Genomic DNA, 15,242 nt, shown 5'->3' on the forward strand with positions numbered 1-15,242 from the left:
GCGGGCGCCGCATCGACCGCGGGCGTCCGGGCACCCGCCGGCGGCGGCCCGTAGCCGGCGCGGATGCTCGTCGTCACCCGGTCGAGCAGGTCGGCCCAGACGTCGCGGCTGTCCGCGTCGACCACGGCGCCGGTCCGCGTGATCCAGTGGCGCGCGACGACGGCGATGCCGTTCATCAGCGAGCTGACGAGCACCTCGGCCTCGAGCGGGTCGGTGGCCGGGCTGCGCTCGGCCATCTCGATCGAGAGCTGCTCGGTGACGCGGGTGAAGACGTCCTGGATCAGGCTGTGCGACCGCGGGTCGCCCCCGTCGTCGCCGAGGACGCCCCAGAGGTACGAGACGACGGCCGGCAGGTCGATGCCCTGCATGGCCTGGATGATCTCGGCGAACAGGGAGGCGCGGCTGCCGTCGCCGACGGGCGTCGCGGCGGTCGCGGCCCGGAACTCGTCGACGGCGCCGGTGAGCACGCGGGTGCAGGCCGTCATGACGACCTCGTCGAGCGACGAGAAGTGGTTGAAGACCGTGCGGCGCGAGACGTCGGCACGCTCGGCGAGCTCGTCGACGCTGAAGCGGGGCGCCCCGCGCTCGGCGATGAGCGCGTCGGCGGCGTCGAGGATCGCCTGGCGGTGCTTCGCCTTGAGGGCGGCACGGCGGTCGGGCACCAGGGTCTTGACGGTCACCTGCCTACACTAAGTGCAGCGACGCACTCGGTGCACCCACAGCGGCTGGGGAGTCGCTGGGACTTGCGCGGCCGGGACGCGGCCGCCGTACCCCGCCGCCCCGCGCCTCCCCGTCCGGCCGACCGGACGAGCAGGGGCGCCCCCGGCGCACGGCCACGGGACGCCCCTGCCCCGGCGGCTAGTCCGCGGCGATCTCGCGGAGGGTGGCGAGATGCGCGGCCCAGGCCTCGCGCCCAGCCGGCGTCGCCTTGAGGCTCGTCCGGGGCCGCTTGCCGACGAACCCCTTCGTCACGGCGACGTAGCCCGCGGCCTCGAGGGCGCTGACCTGCTTGCTCAGCGTCGAGTCGGTCACCTGCACGGCGTCGCGCAGGTCGCGGAAGTCGAGACCCTCGGCCGCGGCGAGCGCCGCCATCATCGAGAAACGGACGGGCTGGTGCAACAACTCGGACAGCCGGAGGCGCGGGTGCGGTCGCGCGGTCATCGTCGCGCCTCGCGCACCTCGACGGCCGCGCAGGCGACCGACACCGCGAGCAGGACCGCCGCCATGACGGCACTGCCGACGACGTCCTGGCCCTGCGAGAAGCCGACGACGAGCATGGCCCCGACGTAGCAGGCGAAGAACGCGGCCAGGTAGGCCATCCAGCGTCGGCCGAAGCCGACGCGGGCCGACCTCCTCAGCAGGACGAACGCCACGACCAGGACGGCGATCCAGACGAGCAGGCCACCCATCGCGACGAAGTAGGCGGCGCCCGTCGTGAGCCCCATGGCGAGGGTGCCCATCGACGCGGCGGCACCCAGGCCGAGCAGGAAGGCGACGGCGGGCCAGCTCGCCGCCGACGTCGCGCTGCGGCCCACGGCGTCCGCCCGGTCGAGCAGGCGCCGGGCCTCGGCGGAGTCGGGGGTGCCGGTCGTGCCGGTGATGTCAGCGGTCATGGTGGTCGTCCTCTCGTAGGACTCCCACTCTAGAAAGTACTTTCCCGATAAGCAAGTACTTTCTCGTCGATGCGATCGAGTGGGCAGAAGATGTTCGTCCCCTGCGGCGGAAGGACGTCTTCTGCCCACTCGACCGGCCCGTCGAGGCCGGGGCGTCCGGTCGGGCGCCGCCGGGGCCGCGCTAGATCGTCTCGTCGAGGTCGAGCAGACGGGCGCTCTCGTCCCACAGGCGTCGGGCGAGGTCGGCGTCGGCCGCCTGACGGGCCACGCGACCGGGGGCCTTGAGGCGGTCGAAGTAGTTGCCGCTCGGCGCGGGCACGGTCGCCGCCCCCGCGAGGCGGATCAGCGGCTCGGCTCCGTCCTCGGTCGAGACGGCCAGGCGCTTGGCCGCGGTCATGAACGCGCCGTCGCCACCGAAGCCCGAGGCGACGAACCCGGGGTGGAACGCGAACGCGTCGACCCCGCCGCCGGCGCGGGGAAGGCGTCGGGCCAGCTCACGGGTGAACAGCACGTTGAGCAGCTTCGAGGTGCCGTAGGCGCGGAAGCCGCCGGCCCACGCACCCCGTGCGTTGTCGAGGTCGTCGAGGTCGACCTTGCCGAAGAGGTTGCCGGCACTCGAGGTCTGGACGATGCGGACCGACCCGGCCGGCGCCTCCTTCGCCGTCTCGAGGAGGCGCGGCGTCAGCAACGCGGTCAGGAGGAACGGAGCGAGGTGGTTGCCCTGGAACGTCGTCTCGTGGCCGTCGACGGTCAGCGAGCGCTCGGGGATCGTGGCGCCGGCGTTGTTCGCCAGGACGTGGATGCGCGGCAGCTCGGCGAGCAGCTGCTCGGCCAGGTCACGGACGGTCGACAGGTCGGAGAAGTCGGCGAGGTAGGCGGTGCCTCCGATCTCGTGCGCGACGGTGCGGGTGCGGTCGGGGTTGCGGCCGACGACGGCGACGGTGGCTCCGAGGCGGGCGAGCTCGCGGGCGGCGGCGCGGCCGATGCCCGAGCTGGCTCCGGTGACGACCACGGTCCGGTCGTCGAGGCGGGCGGCGGGAGGCAGGGTGACGGTCATGCAGGGGACGCTAGGCGGGATGCGCCGGGGCCGGGTCGGCGGTCGGCGTTCTCTCGGCAGGCGTACAGCCGCGCGGGCCTCCGCCCGCGGTAGCGTCGCATTACGAGACGAAGTGTCTCGATTCATGGCGTGGTCTCCGCGCCGTGACCCGACCCTCCTCAGAGAAGAGACGACATGTCCGACGCCACCGCCCCCCTGACCGGCTCCCGCACCATCGGCACCTGGCTCGACCACCCCGAGGGCGGGCCGGCGCTCCGTGCCGCCCTCGGGCAGGGAGGCGCGTTCGACGAGGGCGCGCTGGCCCCGGTCCGCGGCCTGCCGCTGCAGCAGCTGGTCGCGATGAGCCAGGGGCAGGTGCCGCAGGAGCTGGTCGACGGCCTGGTGCTGCAGGTCAACGGCGGCGTCGTGCCCGACGAGGCGGTCGAGGCCGACGGTCCGTGGCGCGAGACCGTCACCCCCGGCCGCTTCGCCGGCAAGACCGTGATCGTCACGGGAGCGGCATCCGGCATCGGCCGGGCGACGGCGTCGCGGGTGGCACGCGAGGGCGGTCGCGTCGTCGCCGTCGACCTCTTCGCCGACAAGCTGGAGGCACTGGTCACCTCCCTGCCCGACGCCGACGTGGTCACCGTGGCCGGCGACATCACGAAGCAGGACGACATCGACGCGATCGTCGCGGCGGCCGGCGACCGCATCGACGCCCTGGCCAACATCGCCGGCATCAACGACGACTTCTCGCCCCTGCACGAGACGAGCGACGCCATGTGGGACCGCGTGATCGGCATCAACCTCACCGGCGGGTTCAAGCTGTCGCGCGCCGTGATCCCCGTGATGCTCGGGGCCGGGCGCGGCTCGGTCGTCAACGTGGCCTCGGAGGCGGGACTGCGCGGCAACGCGTCGGGCAACGCGTACACGGTGTCGAAGCACGGCGTCGTCGGCCTGACCAAGTCGGCGGCCTTCATGTACGCGAAGCAGGGCATCCGGGTCAACGCGGTGGCACCCGGCGGCGTGGCGACCGGCATCCCGTTCCCGGCGAACGTGTCCGAGGCGGGGTCGGCGCGGCTCCGTCCGTTCCAGGCGGCGATCCCGACGATCGCGACGGCCGAGGAGCTCGCGGCGTCGATCACGTTCCTGCTGAGCGACGACGCGGTGAACGTCAACGGCGCGATCCTGGCGAGCGACGGCGGCTGGTCGGTCCAGTAGGAGGGGTGGGTCCGCGGCGGGCGTGCGGGAGGATGGACCGGTGACCACCGCACGCCCCGGCCGCGCCCGCAGCGAGGCCGCCCGCCTCGCGATCCTCGACGCGACCCGCGACGAGCTGGCCGAGCGTGGCTACGACAAGCTCTCGCTCGACCGCATCGCGGCGGCGGCGGGGGTCGGCAAGGCGACGATCTACCGCTGGTACCCGGCGAAGGCGGCGCTGGTGGCCGAGGGCATGCTCACGGGACACCTGCTGCCCCACCTCGAGGTGGCCGACACGGGCGACGTCCGTCGGGACGTGCTCGACTGGCTCCGCGCCTCCTTCTCGACCTTCGCCTCGCCCGCGGCGGGCGGGCTGATCCGCGCGTCCATCGCGGCGACCGCCGAGGACGCCGCCGTCGCCGAGCACTACGAGGAGCGGGTCACCTCGGTCACGCGGGCGGCACTGCTCGCCCGCCTCGAGTCCGGGAGGCGCGCGCGGCAGATCCGGGACGGCGCCCCCCTCGAGGCCCTCGTCGAGTCGCTGATCGGCACCGTGCTGCTGCACGTCGTGACGCGCCGCGATCCCGGGCCGGCCGCGCTCCACGCGACGGTGGACCTGCTGTTCGACGGCGTCGCGGCGCGGTCGGACTGACGCGTCACCGCCCGCCCATCGCCTCCTCCACAGAGGGGCGCCGAGCGTGCCCGACGGCGTCCGCCTGTGGAGGGACGCCTCCATCGCCTCCAGTAGCAGTGGGTGGTGGCCGAGGGCAGCCTCTGAGCAGGTCGCGCGGGCCCGACGAGCCGGCGTCGTACTCCGGTGACGCGCCACCGGGGCCCATCGTTGGTCACCCGACCAACGTCGACCGTGAACGCGTGCATCGCACCGCCGTCGGCCACAGGATCGTTCTCGCAAGGCAGTTCCACTCGACAACACGAAGCACCGCAACTCGAACTCCTACGACAACGAAAGAGGACGAACCATGAGCAAGCTGAAGTCGAAGACCGCCACGATCATCGCCGCCGTCGCCGTGAGCGGCGTCGCCGTCACGGGGCTGAGCGGATTCGCCGCCGCACCCGCACAGGCGGCGACCACCGCCCCCGCCTCGCCGGAGTCCAGCACCGGCAGCCCGATCACGGGCAGCGTCACCCTCGACCCGCTGGCGATCGTCAGCGCGATCAGCGCCGCCGTCAACGACCAGGGCGACCGGTCGGGCGCCGTGCTGGCCGCCCTGGACGTCGGCTACTACAACGCCGGCAACCCCGACCGGCTCACGGTCGCGGTCGTGAACAAGAACCAGGACATCACCGTCGAGGGCTCGATCGCCGACGCCCAGCCGATCGACATCAAGGGCGGCAGCTACGTCATCTACTGGTTCGACGGCCCCGGCAAGGTCACCAACAACGGTGACGGCGGCTACCTGAACTGGGGCGTGCTCGGCAACAACGTCAAGACCGACAACGTCATCAGCATCAACGGCGGCTGACCCCGCCGCGGCACCGCGGAACCGCCCCGACGTCCTCACCGGACGCCGGGGCGGTTCCGCGTGCGCCGTCAGGCCGGCGGCAGGGCAGGAGGCGCGGGTCGGTTCGGCGCCTCGACCGCCGCCTGGCCGTCCCGACGGCGCCCCCGCCGCACGATGCGCGACCGGATGACGCCCTTGACGAACGCGACCGAGACGAGCGCCGTCCGGTTCGGGGCACTCCACGTCCGCATGAGACGGGCCAGGTGCCAGGCCACGGCCTGGCGGCTGTAGGCCGTCTCGCGGGCGATCTCGGCGTTCGAGAGGCCGTAGGCGGTGAGCGTGAGCATCTGCCGCTCGACGTCGTCGAGGTCGGGGGCGTCGGCCACGAGGTCGAGCACGACGTCGGGCCCCGGGGCCGCAGGGGGTGGCTGGGAGCCGCCCCCGCCTCCTGGTCCCCCGCCCGCCGGGGCGGCGACGAGACGGGGCCGGTGCCGCGCCCACTCCTCGGCCCAGCAGGTCCCGAGCTCGTGGGCGACCTGCGAGGCGCGCGCCATCGCGAGGACGAGCGCCCCGGCCTGCCCGCCCGACGCCGAGTGCATGACGAGCGAGAAGATGCGCAGCGCGGGCAGGGCACCCCGCAGGACGACGGCCAGGTCGACGTCGGGGCAGGTCGCACTGCGGCGGGCGACGGCACGCAACTCGTCGAGGCACGAGGCCGACACCGGACGACCGTGCTCGACCGCGGCGAGGGCCGGACCGAGCACGATCGGCACGATCTCGGCGTACCGGTCGCGCAGCCACGACCGGCCGGTCGCCCCGACGTCCTCGAGCGAGCAGTCGAGCAGCAGGTCGCTGAACTCGTCGTGCCGGGCGTCGAGCCGCAGCCCGAGGGGCTGACCCGGACGCATGATCGTGGTCGGGCGGCCCGTCACGGCGCCGCCCGTCGTCGGGCGGTCCGCGGGGACGCCACCCTGCTCGGTCAACGTCCCACCCCCCGGTCGCGGCGCCGGCGCCCCTGGCCGGTCGGCCCGCCTCGCGGGCACGTTCCGAGCCTAGGAGCGACGGGCCGGTCGCACAGTCGGCTGGCTGGCCGACCGTGGTGTCCCCCGCAGGGGCCGGACCGACGCGACGGCGTGCCCGCCGGGCCGCTTCACCGGCCGGTCGCGGGCGCGGCGAACACCACGCGCACGACGAGACCGCCCGAAGGAGGCGCGTCGAGGGTCAGCGTCGCCCCGTGCGTCTCGGCGACGGCCGCGACCAGGGCCAGGCCGAGGCCGTGGGAGCCGGCGACCCGGCCCGCCGGCCGGTGGAACGGCTCGGTCAGTCGCCCGACCTCGGCCGGGTCGAGCACGGCCCCGCCGTTGGACACGATCAGGGTCGGCGCCCCCGAGCCGTCGGTGCCGACCGTCACGTCGAGCCGGCCGCCGGGTTCGTTGTGGCCGATGCCGTTGCGGACGAGGTTGCCGACGAGCACCGAGAGCAGGGCACGGTCGCCCGTGACCTGCGCGGGGCGGGCGACGCAGCGCACCTCGACCCGCGCCCGGGCGGCGGCGGACGACGAGGCGGCCACCACCTCGTCGACCACGGCGACGAGGTCGACCGCGGCGGCGGCGACGCCGTCACCGGACTGGGCGTCGGACAGCGTCAGCAGGGCCTCGACCGTCTCGATGCTGCGGGTGTTCATCTCGCGCAGGCGTCGGATCGTCACGGACGGCGGCGAGCCCGCCGCGAGGGCCGCGTCGAGCATCGCCTGGGTCGTCGCGAGGGGCGTGCGGAGCTCGTGCGAGGCGTTGGCGGCGAAGCGACGTTGGGCCTCGTACGAGCGGTCGAGCCGGTCGAGCATGTCGTCGAACGTCGTCGCGAGACGGCCGAACTCGTCGTCGGGGCGCCCGGGTGCGAGCGCGGCGAGCCGCTGTCGGAACGACCCCGCGGCGCCGTGCTCGGCCTCGCGCGCCGCGCTCGCGAGGTGCTCGACCGGGCGGAGGAGGCGCCCGGCGACGACCCAGCTCAACCAGACGCCGACGACCAGCGCGACGACGAACACGATCGACGAGGTCGTGAGCAGCACGCGCAGGAGGTCGTTCTCGCCCGAGATCGTGACCGCCGCGCGCAGCTCGGCGGTCTCGGCGACGGGCGACGGCCCGGCGGTGGCGACGCCGCCGTCGCCCGCCGGCGCCCACGTCGCCGTCGGCGACGCGGAGTCGCCCGCGCCGGGGCCCGGCGCGTGCAGGGCGGTGATCCGGTAGTCCGGGACGAAGCGCATCACCAGGAACACGGACGCCACGATCGACAGGCCCACGACCGTCAGCACCGCGCTGACGGTGGCGGTGAGCCGGAGACGGGCGCTGCCCCGGTGACGCAGCCCGCGCCTCCTGGGCTCTGCGGCCGACGAGCCGGTCTCGACGGTCACCGGTCGCCCCCGTCGGCGACGGCCTCGGCGTCCTCGGCGGCGATGCGGTAGCCGCTGCCGGGGACGGTGTGGATCACCCAGGGCTCGCCGAGGCGTCGCCGGAGGTTCGAGATCGTGACCCGCACCGAGTTGGTGAACGGGTCGGCGTTCTCGTCCCAGGCCTTCTCGAGCAGGCGCTCGGCACTGACCACGCCCCCGTCGGCCTCGAGCAGCACGCCGAGCACCGCGAACTCCTTCCGGGTGAGCTTCACGTACCGGCCGTCACGGTAGACCTCGCGGCGGAACGCGTCGTACCGCAGGTCGCCCCGGACCGTGACCGGCGGACGCGACCGACGCGGGCGCCGGGCGAGCGAGCGCATCCGGGCGATCAGCTCGGGGAACTCGAACGGCTTGGCGAGGTAGTCGTCGGCACCGAGCTCGAAGCCGTCGACCTTGTCACGGGTCCGTCCGGCCGCGGTCAGCATCACGATGCCCGGACCGTCGCCGGCCGCCGCCACCGCGGCGCAGACGTCGTCGCCGTGCGTGCCCGGCAGGTCGCGGTCGAGCAGCACGACGTCGTAGTCGTTCAGCGCGATCGCCTCGAGGGCGGCGTCGCCGTCGTGCACGACGTCGACGGCCATCGCGTGGCGCTCGAGGACGCTCTGGACGGCCTCGGCGAGGTAGACCTCGTCCTCGGCGACGAGTACGCGCATGGTGGCTCCTGTTCGGGTCGGGACGGACGGGACGCGGACGCCCCTCTCCAGTGTGACATGTCGGATGTCACCGAAACGTAAAGCCCGCCGTTTACGGGCCGGCAACGAGCCGTGCGGTGGTCTGGACCCCGTCGCCCGACGAGGGCGACGCCGCGACCGCCGGTCGCGGCCCGTGATCGTGGAAGACCAGGAGTCCCCTCATGTCCAGAACCCGTGGCACCCTCTTCGCCGCCCTCCCCCTGCTCGTCGTCGCCCTCGCCGGCTGCTCGACCGCCGCCGACGACGCCGCCGCCGAGACGAAGTCCGAGTCGCAGATCGCCGCCGACGCCCAGGCGTGGGACCTCGCGAACGCGAACTGCCTCCGCGAGGAGGGCGTCGACATCGGCGACCCCTCGGGCGACGGCGGGGGCGTGTCGATCTCCCGCGGCGACGCCGTGGACATGGACGCCCTGCTGGCCGCGTCGGAGCGGTGCACGGAGGCGACGACCGACGAACTCGGCGAGCGCCCCGTGACCGCGTCCGAGAAGAAGAGCCAGGACGAGTTCGACGCGAGGCTGCGCGAGTCGGCCGAGTGCGTCCGTGAGGCGGGATACGACGTGACCGACCAGCTCGACGGCGCCGGCGGCACGGACACGATGGACGACGTCCCCGCGGGCGTGCTCGAGGAGTGCGGCGCATTCGGCAGCATGCCCACGACGGTGACCCGGTGAGGCCGTCGCGCCGAGCCGTCGCCTGGTGGTCCGTCGCCGGCGTGGCCGTCGTCGGGACGGCCGTCACCGCCGTGCTGATGGTCGGGCCCCCCGGAGCGTCTGGTGACGACGACGCGGAGGCCGCGGCGGGCACGACGCCGAGGCCGACCACGGCCGTCGTCGAGCAGGGCACGCTGACAGGCACGACGACCAGGGCGGGCACGCTCAGCCGCCTCGACGGCCCGACGATCACGGGGTCCGCACCCGGCACGATCACGTCGCTGCCGGAGGTCGGCGACGTCCTCACGGCACGCAGCGAGCTCTTCCGCGTCGACGACGAACCGGTCACCGCGTTCGAGGGCGCCCTGCCGCAGTGGCGGGCCTTCAGACAGGGCATGGCCGAGGGCCCGGACGTCCGGCAGGTCGAGGAGAACCTCAGAGCCTGGGGGTACTTCACGGGCACGCCGGACGACCGGTTCGACCGGCGCACCGCGACCGCCGTCTCGGCCTGGCAGAAGGACACCGGCCAGGAGCGCACCGGGTCGATCGACCAGGGCGCCCTGCAGTTCGTGACGGGGTCGTTCACGGTCCGCACCCTGACGGCGGCCGTCGGCGACGCCTCGGGAGGCGACCTCTACGACACGGCGCGCGACGACGCGGTCGTGTCGGTCGACCTGCCGGTCGGGTCGCCGCTCGCCGCCGTCGACGGGGTCGTGTCGGTCGACCTGCCCGGCCACGGCAGCGTTCCCGGGCGCGTGTCCGACGTGGGCGCGGCCGTGGCCGACGAGACCACGGGCACGACGACGGTCCCCGTGACGGTGTCGCTCGACGACCCGGCGGCGGCCGGCGACCTGACCGAGGCGTCCGTGCAGGTCGACTTCGTCTCCGAGGTGGAGGAGGACGTGCTGCACGTGCCGGTGCTCGCCCTGGGTGCGGCCGTCGGCGACGGGTTCGTCGTCGAGGTGCTGCAGCCGGACGGCACGACCACGGCCGTGCCGGTGGAGGCCGGCCTGTTCGCCGGCGACCGGGTCGAGGTGTCCGGAGCCCTCGAGGCCGGCGACGAGGTCGTGGTGCCCGCATGAACGCCGTGATCGAGCTGCGTGACGTGACGCGCGAGTACGGCCGACCCCCGACGACCGCGTTGTCGTCGGTGTCGCTCCGGGTCGAGCGCGGCGAGTTCGTCGCGATCGTCGGCCCGTCGGGATCGGGCAAGTCGACTCTGTTGAACGTCCTCGGCACGCTCGACCGGCCCACCTCGGGCACCGTGCTCGTCGACGGCGTCGACGTGGCGGACCAGAACGACCGCGAGCTGTCGGCCCTGCGGGCGCACCGCATCGGCTTCGTCTTCCAGCAGTTCCACCTCAGCGAGGGCGTGACCGCGACCGACAACGTCGCGAACGGCCTGCTCTACGCGGGGGTGCCGATCCGGCAGCGACGGGCGCGGGCGCGCGAGGCGCTCGAGCGCGTCGGGCTGGGCCACCGACTGACGCACCGGCCGAACCAGCTCTCGGGTGGCGAACGGCAGCGGGTCGCCATCGCCCGGGCGGTCGTGCACCGCCCGCCGCTGCTGCTCGCCGACGAGCCCACCGGCAACCTCGACACGAAGGCCGGCGAGGGCATCGTGTCGCTCCTCGGCGAGCTGCACTCCGAGGGCACCTCGATCGTCGTCATCACCCACGACGTCGAGCTCGCCCGGCGGCTGCCGCGGCGGGTGACCATCCGCGACGGGCACCTCGAACACGACAGCGCGACGCGGGCGGGGGTGACCGCATGAACGCCTCGGAGACGCCCTCGCGCCTCCTCTGGTCGGACGTCGTGCGACTGGGGGTGTCCGGGCTGGCGTCGCGACCCACCAGGGCCGTGCTGTCGGCGCTCGGCATCGCGATCGGCATCGCGGCCATGATCGCGGTGGTCGGCATCTCGACGTCGAGCCAGGCGAAGCTCGCGGCGACCCTGGACGAGCTCGGCACGAACCTGCTCTCGGCCTCGCAGGGGAAGGACTTCTTCGGCGAGGCCGTCGACCTGCCACTGACCGCCGGGGCGTCGGCCGGGCACACCCAGGGGGTCCGGTCGGCCGCCACGACCGGCACGGTGCCCGACGTCGGCGTCTACCGCAGCAGCGCGGTGCCCGCGGGCAACACGAACGGCATCACGGTGCGGTCGGCGTCGCCGACGCTGCTGGAGGTGCTCGAGGCCCGCGTGGCGTCCGGCGTCTGGCTCACCGACGGCATGGCGCGGTACCCCGTGGTCGTGCTCGGGGCCGAGGCGGCGGCCCGGTTGGGCATCACCGTGCCGGGGCGCCACGTGATCGTCGGCAGCACCGAGTACGTGGTGGCGGGCATCCTCGAACCGGTGCCGTTGGCGGCCGAGATCGACTCGTCGGCGCTCATCGGTGAACGGGCCGCGGAGGCGCTGGCCGGTGCGCCCGTCCACCCGACGGCGGTCCACGTCCGGGCCGAACCCGCCCACGTGCAGGAGGTGCGCGACCTGCTCGCCCGGTCCATCCAGCCGCGGAGCCCGTCCGACGTCGAGGTGACGCGGCCGTCCGACGCGCTGGCCGCACAGCAGGCCGCGGACCAGGCGTTCACCGGGTTGCTGGTCGGCCTCGGCGGGGTCGCGTTGCTGGTCGGCGGCATCGGGGTGGCGAACACGATGGTGATCTCGGTGCTCGAACGTCGACGCGAGATCGGGCTGCGGCGGGCGCTCGGGGCGACGAGGTCGCACATCCGTCGGCAGTTCCTGGCCGAGGCGCTCGTCCTGTCGCTGCTCGGCGGGGTCGCCGGGGTGCTGCTCGGGGCGGCGGTGACCGCGGCGTTCGCCGCGCTGCGGGGGTGGCCGACGGCGATACCGCCCGTGGTTCTGGTCGCCGGGCTCGTCGCGACGCTCGTGATCGGGGCTCTGGCCGGGCTCTGGCCGGCCGTGCGGGCGGCGCGCATCCCGCCGACGGAGGCGCTGCAGTCGTGAGGGGGGCGCCTCACCACCAGAACGGTGACTGCGGCCGGTAGGGCTCCTCGAGGCGGCGGACGTCGTCGTCGGTGAGCTCGACGTCCAGGGCGGCGACGGCGTCGGCGAGGTGGTGCGGCTTCGTCGCGCCGACGATCGGCGCCGAGACGACGGGGTTCCGCAGCACCCACGCCACGGCGACCTGGGCCATCGACACCCCGTGCTCGGCGGCGACCTGCTCGACGGCGTCGATGATCGGGCCGTCCTCGTCGGCGTCGAAGGCCTTCGCGACCTCGTCGACGGCGGACCGCTCGGTGGTCGCGCCACGCGGTCGCGTCAGCCGTCCCTTGCCCTGCGGCGAGTAGGGCACGAGCCCGACGCCGAGGTCGGCGCAGAGCGGGATCATCTCGCGTTCCTCCTCGCGCTTCAGCAGGTTGTACTGGTCCTGCATGGTCGAGAACGGCGTCCATCCGTTGACCACGGCGGCGGTCTGCATCTTCGCGAACTGCCAGGCGAACATGCTCGAGGCGCCCGTGTACCGGACCTTGCCGGCCCGGACCAGGTCGTGGAGCGCCTCCATCGTCTCCTCCACGGGGGTCTCGGGGTCGAAGCGGTGGATCTGGTACAGGTCGACGTGGTCGGTGCCGAGTCGCGTGAGCGACGCGTCGACCTGCTCGAGGATCGCCCCGCGTGACAGCCCCGCTCCCCCCGGACCGTCGTGCATGCGACCGCTGACCTTCGTCGCCAGCACGACGTCCTCGCGGCGGGAGTACTCGCGCATCGCGCGGCCGACGAACTCCTCGCCGGTGCCCTGCTGGTAGACGTTCGCGGTGTCCCAGAAGGTGACCCCGAGCTCGACGGCCTGGCGGAAGAACGGTGCCGAGGCCGCCTCGTCGAGCGTCCACGAGTGCAGGCCCCGGGTGGGGTCGCCGTAGCTCATGCAGCCGAGGCCGATGCGGCTGACCTTCAGCCCTGTGCTGCCCAGACGGGTGTACTTCACGGTCGCGCCTCCTCGGCGTTCGGGGGTGGTTGGTTCTCCATGGTGGCGGAGGCCTCTGCGGCGTCGGTCGCGCCGGGCGCGCGGCGGTGGAAGAGCGCGGCGATCGCCCAGGGGCCCGGCTGGAGACGCACCGCCATCTCGTCCAGCACCCGCGCCTCCTGCTCTCGGTCGCGCGTGAGGTCGGAGATCTCGCAGGAGGCGCGCCACCACATCGCGAGGCAGCTCACGATCCGGCCGCCTCGCGCGGTCCGCTCGCGACGTCGGGTCGGTCCGGGGCGTCGGCGCGGACGACCGCCGGGTCGGCCTGCGGCGCCGCCCAGCTGGCGAGGAGGCGGAGGCGCTCCTCGGTCGGCGAGCCGGGCTCGGCGCTGTAGACGAGGAAGTTCAGGCCCGGGCGGCCCATCGGCTCCATGGCCTCGTAGACCATGTCGAGCTGACCGACGACCGGGTGGTGGAAGCGCTTCTGGCCGGACGTGTGGTGGCGCACCTCGTGGGCGCCCCAGCGCACGCGGAACTCGTCGCTGCGGGTGGACAGTTCGCCGATCAGGTCGTGCAGGGCGCGGTCGTGGGGGTCGCGGCCGGCCTCGGTGCGCAGGATCGCGACGTTGATGTCGGCGGCCACCGACCACGACGGGTAGAAGGCCTCGGCCTGCTCGCGGTGCAGGAAGACGAAGCGGGCGAGGTTGACCGGCCGCTCGTCGAGGGCGTAGAGGTCGGAGTAGAGCGCGCGGAAGAGTGCGTTCTCGGCGAGGACGTCCATGCGCCCGTTGCGGACGAACGCGGGCCCGGCCGTGACGGCGTCGAGCACGAGCTGCATGCTGCGCGAGACGGTCTCGGGCGGACGGCGTCGACGCCGGGCGCGCACGGGCGACTCGTTCGCGGCACGGGCGAGGTCGGCCAGGTGCTCGCGTTCGGCGTCGTCGAGCAGCAGGGCGGTCGCGAGCGAGTCGAGCACGACCTCGGACACCCCGCCGAGGCGCCCGCGTTCGAGCCGCGTGTAGTACTCGACGCTGACGCCCGCGAGCAGCGCCACCTCGCTCCGCCGCAGTCCGGGCACGCGGCGTCCGGGGCCGCCCGGCAGCTCGACCTGCTCGGGCCGCACCCGCGCCCGTCGGCTGGTCAGGAAGTCGCGGATCTCGCTCTCGGTGTCCATGCCCACGACGCTACGACAGGGGCGCGTCGCGGTGGGAAGCCCTGGTGGTGACCCCCTCGGCGCGACGACGCGACGAACCCCGTTTGCGAAGGAGAACCCCGATGAAACGGGGTTCGTCTTCGCGAACGGGGTTCGTCGTCGCGGACGGGGCCCATGACGAGCCCGACCGCACCGCTCGGTAAGATCCGCACGTGCCTTCGACCCTCTACGAGCAGATCGCCGACGACCTGCGGCGGCGCATCCTGAGCGGCGACCTCGCGGTCGGCGACGACGTGCCGAGCGAGGGCGAGCTGGCCGAGCAGTGGCGCACCTCCCGCGGGCCGATCCGCAACGCCCTCGCCGCCCTGCGCTCCGAGGGCCTGGTCGAGACCCGGCGCGGCCGCCCGGCGCGGGTCGTCGCACGCAAGGCGCACCACCCGGTCGACGTGTCGATCCCCTTCACCAAGTGGGTGCGCGACGTCGGCGGCGAGCCCGGCGCCCGCACGCAGGAGGTGTCGCTGCGCCGCGCCGACGACGACAAGGCCCGGTCGCTCGGCATCGAGCCGGGCGCCCTCGTGGTCGACGTCGTCCGGCTGCGACTCGTCGACGGCCGCCCGACCATGCTCGAGCGCCTGACCTTCATCGAGGAGGTCGGCCGCGTGCTGTTCGACGTCGACCTCGACACGGTGTCGATCACCGAGTACCTCGACTCGCGGGGCTTCGGCTACGCCGACATCGACCACGAGATCGACGCGGTCGCCGCCGACGAGCTCGACGCCGAACTGCTCGGGGTCGAGCCCGGCACGCCGATCCTGCGGCTGCACCGCATCACGCGCGGCCCCGACGGCCGCACCTTCGAGGCCTCGGACGACCGGTACCGCAGCGACATCGTCCGCTTCACCGTCTCGGCGTCGGGCCGGGCCCGCGAGGGCGACCACTTCATCCGCGCGATCGGCCCCTGAGCGGCGCCGACCCGCACCCCTCCCGCGTCCGCGGACGCAGGAGGCAGGACGCAGGAGGCGCGGGGCAGCCCCCGCAGGCCGCCACCGCCCCCGGTCACTCCG

Annotated in this window: 18 protein-coding genes; 8 read left to right on the forward strand and 10 right to left on the reverse strand. The window is 74.0% G+C overall.

The genetic code is table 11. The features are described from left to right. From IFT36_RS11085 to IFT36_RS11100, 4 genes are all read right to left on the reverse strand, one after another. A partial coding sequence (locus IFT36_RS11085) for a TetR/AcrR family transcriptional regulator (RefSeq protein ID WP_200413141.1) occupies positions 1-680 on the reverse strand: 680 nt, incomplete at its 3' end. A gap of 178 nt (positions 681-858) precedes the next feature. Then, positions 859-1,161: a winged helix-turn-helix domain-containing protein gene (locus tag IFT36_RS11090; protein WP_056043893.1), complete on the reverse strand. Its 303-nt coding sequence runs from the start codon at positions 1,159-1,161 to the stop codon at positions 859-861. Beyond that, positions 1,158-1,613, reverse strand: a complete 456-nt coding sequence (locus IFT36_RS11095) for a chemotaxis protein CheY (protein WP_200413142.1) — start codon at positions 1,611-1,613, stop codon at positions 1,158-1,160. Before IFT36_RS11095 ends, IFT36_RS11090 begins: the two co-directional genes overlap by 4 nt. Before the next feature lie 181 nt (positions 1,614-1,794). Further along, the gene (locus tag IFT36_RS11100; RefSeq protein ID WP_173153703.1) at positions 1,795-2,670 is read right to left on the reverse strand and encodes an SDR family NAD(P)-dependent oxidoreductase; all 876 of its coding nucleotides are present in this window, start codon (positions 2,668-2,670) and stop codon (positions 1,795-1,797) included. A gap of 174 nt (positions 2,671-2,844) precedes the next feature. Here IFT36_RS11100 and IFT36_RS11105 point away from each other — a divergent pair, with 174 nt between their 5' ends. The 3 genes from IFT36_RS11105 to IFT36_RS11115 all read left to right on the forward strand — a co-directional run bounded on the left by IFT36_RS11105 (position 2,845) and on the right by IFT36_RS11115 (position 5,333). Then, positions 2,845-3,870: an SDR family NAD(P)-dependent oxidoreductase gene (locus tag IFT36_RS11105; RefSeq protein ID WP_159824767.1), complete on the forward strand. Its 1,026-nt coding sequence runs from the start codon at positions 2,845-2,847 to the stop codon at positions 3,868-3,870. A gap of 40 nt (positions 3,871-3,910) precedes the next feature. Then, positions 3,911-4,501, forward strand: a complete 591-nt coding sequence (locus tag IFT36_RS11110; protein WP_173153709.1) for a TetR/AcrR family transcriptional regulator — start codon at positions 3,911-3,913, stop codon at positions 4,499-4,501. A 328-nt stretch (positions 4,502-4,829) separates the two neighbouring features. Continuing rightward, a complete protein-coding gene (locus IFT36_RS11115; RefSeq protein ID WP_056043909.1) occupies positions 4,830-5,333 on the forward strand; it encodes a hypothetical protein in 504 nt (167 codons plus the stop codon). A gap of 68 nt (positions 5,334-5,401) precedes the next feature. On the opposite strand, the gene IFT36_RS11120 is transcribed toward IFT36_RS11115, so the two are convergent. The 3 genes from IFT36_RS11120 to IFT36_RS11130 all read right to left on the reverse strand — a co-directional run bounded on the left by IFT36_RS11120 (position 5,402) and on the right by IFT36_RS11130 (position 8,414). Further along, on the reverse strand, positions 5,402-6,295 hold the full coding sequence (locus tag IFT36_RS11120) for a helix-turn-helix transcriptional regulator (RefSeq protein ID WP_200413143.1): 894 nt from the start codon (positions 6,293-6,295) through the stop codon (positions 5,402-5,404). A 167-nt stretch (positions 6,296-6,462) separates the two neighbouring features. Continuing rightward, positions 6,463-7,722 (reverse strand): sensor histidine kinase, encoded by a 1,260-nt coding sequence (locus tag IFT36_RS11125; protein ID WP_200413144.1) that lies wholly within the window; start codon positions 7,720-7,722, stop codon positions 6,463-6,465. After that, a complete protein-coding gene (locus IFT36_RS11130) occupies positions 7,719-8,414 on the reverse strand; it encodes a response regulator transcription factor (protein WP_200413145.1) in 696 nt (231 codons plus the stop codon). The genes IFT36_RS11125 and IFT36_RS11130 overlap by 4 nt, the downstream gene beginning before the upstream one ends. 200 nt (positions 8,415-8,614) lie before the next feature. Between IFT36_RS11130 and IFT36_RS11135 the strand changes: the two genes are divergently transcribed. Genes IFT36_RS11135 through IFT36_RS11150 form a run of 4 tightly spaced genes read left to right on the forward strand, consistent with a single transcriptional unit; the run spans position 8,615 to position 12,067 of the window. Then, positions 8,615-9,124, forward strand: a complete 510-nt coding sequence (locus IFT36_RS11135; RefSeq protein WP_159824759.1) for a hypothetical protein — start codon at positions 8,615-8,617, stop codon at positions 9,122-9,124. Continuing rightward, a complete protein-coding gene (locus tag IFT36_RS16955; RefSeq protein ID WP_200413146.1) occupies positions 9,121-10,185 on the forward strand; it encodes a peptidoglycan-binding protein in 1,065 nt (354 codons plus the stop codon). Before IFT36_RS11135 ends, IFT36_RS16955 begins: the two co-directional genes overlap by 4 nt. Next, positions 10,182-10,877 carry an ABC transporter ATP-binding protein gene (locus IFT36_RS11145; protein WP_207114357.1) on the forward strand — a complete coding sequence of 232 codons (696 nt, stop codon included), beginning with the start codon at positions 10,182-10,184 and terminating at the stop codon, positions 10,875-10,877. Before IFT36_RS16955 ends, IFT36_RS11145 begins: the two co-directional genes overlap by 4 nt. Beyond that, on the forward strand, positions 10,874-12,067 hold the full coding sequence (locus tag IFT36_RS11150) for an ABC transporter permease (protein ID WP_200413147.1): 1,194 nt from the start codon (positions 10,874-10,876) through the stop codon (positions 12,065-12,067). Before IFT36_RS11145 ends, IFT36_RS11150 begins: the two co-directional genes overlap by 4 nt. A gap of 10 nt (positions 12,068-12,077) precedes the next feature. On the opposite strand, the gene IFT36_RS11155 is transcribed toward IFT36_RS11150, so the two are convergent. From IFT36_RS11155 to IFT36_RS11165, 3 genes are read right to left on the reverse strand one after another with little or no spacing between them, the layout of a single operon-like run. Further along, on the reverse strand, positions 12,078-13,046 hold the full coding sequence (locus IFT36_RS11155; protein ID WP_200413148.1) for an aldo/keto reductase: 969 nt from the start codon (positions 13,044-13,046) through the stop codon (positions 12,078-12,080). Then, positions 13,043-13,273 (reverse strand): hypothetical protein, encoded by a 231-nt coding sequence (locus IFT36_RS11160; protein WP_200413149.1) that lies wholly within the window; start codon positions 13,271-13,273, stop codon positions 13,043-13,045. The genes IFT36_RS11155 and IFT36_RS11160 overlap by 4 nt, the downstream gene beginning before the upstream one ends. After that, positions 13,270-14,199 (reverse strand): helix-turn-helix transcriptional regulator, encoded by a 930-nt coding sequence (locus IFT36_RS11165; RefSeq protein WP_082460081.1) that lies wholly within the window; start codon positions 14,197-14,199, stop codon positions 13,270-13,272. The genes IFT36_RS11160 and IFT36_RS11165 overlap by 4 nt, the downstream gene beginning before the upstream one ends. Positions 14,200-14,390: 191 nt before the next feature. On the opposite strand from IFT36_RS11165, the gene IFT36_RS11170 reads away from it, so the two are divergent. Continuing rightward, positions 14,391-15,140 carry a GntR family transcriptional regulator gene (locus IFT36_RS11170; RefSeq protein ID WP_043594651.1) on the forward strand — a complete coding sequence of 250 codons (750 nt, stop codon included), beginning with the start codon at positions 14,391-14,393 and terminating at the stop codon, positions 15,138-15,140. The last annotated feature ends 102 nt before the right edge of the window (positions 15,141-15,242 follow it).

Source organism: Frigoribacterium sp. CFBP 13605, assembly GCF_014839405.1.
In the GTDB taxonomy this organism is placed as follows: domain Bacteria; phylum Actinomycetota; class Actinomycetes; order Actinomycetales; family Microbacteriaceae; genus Frigoribacterium.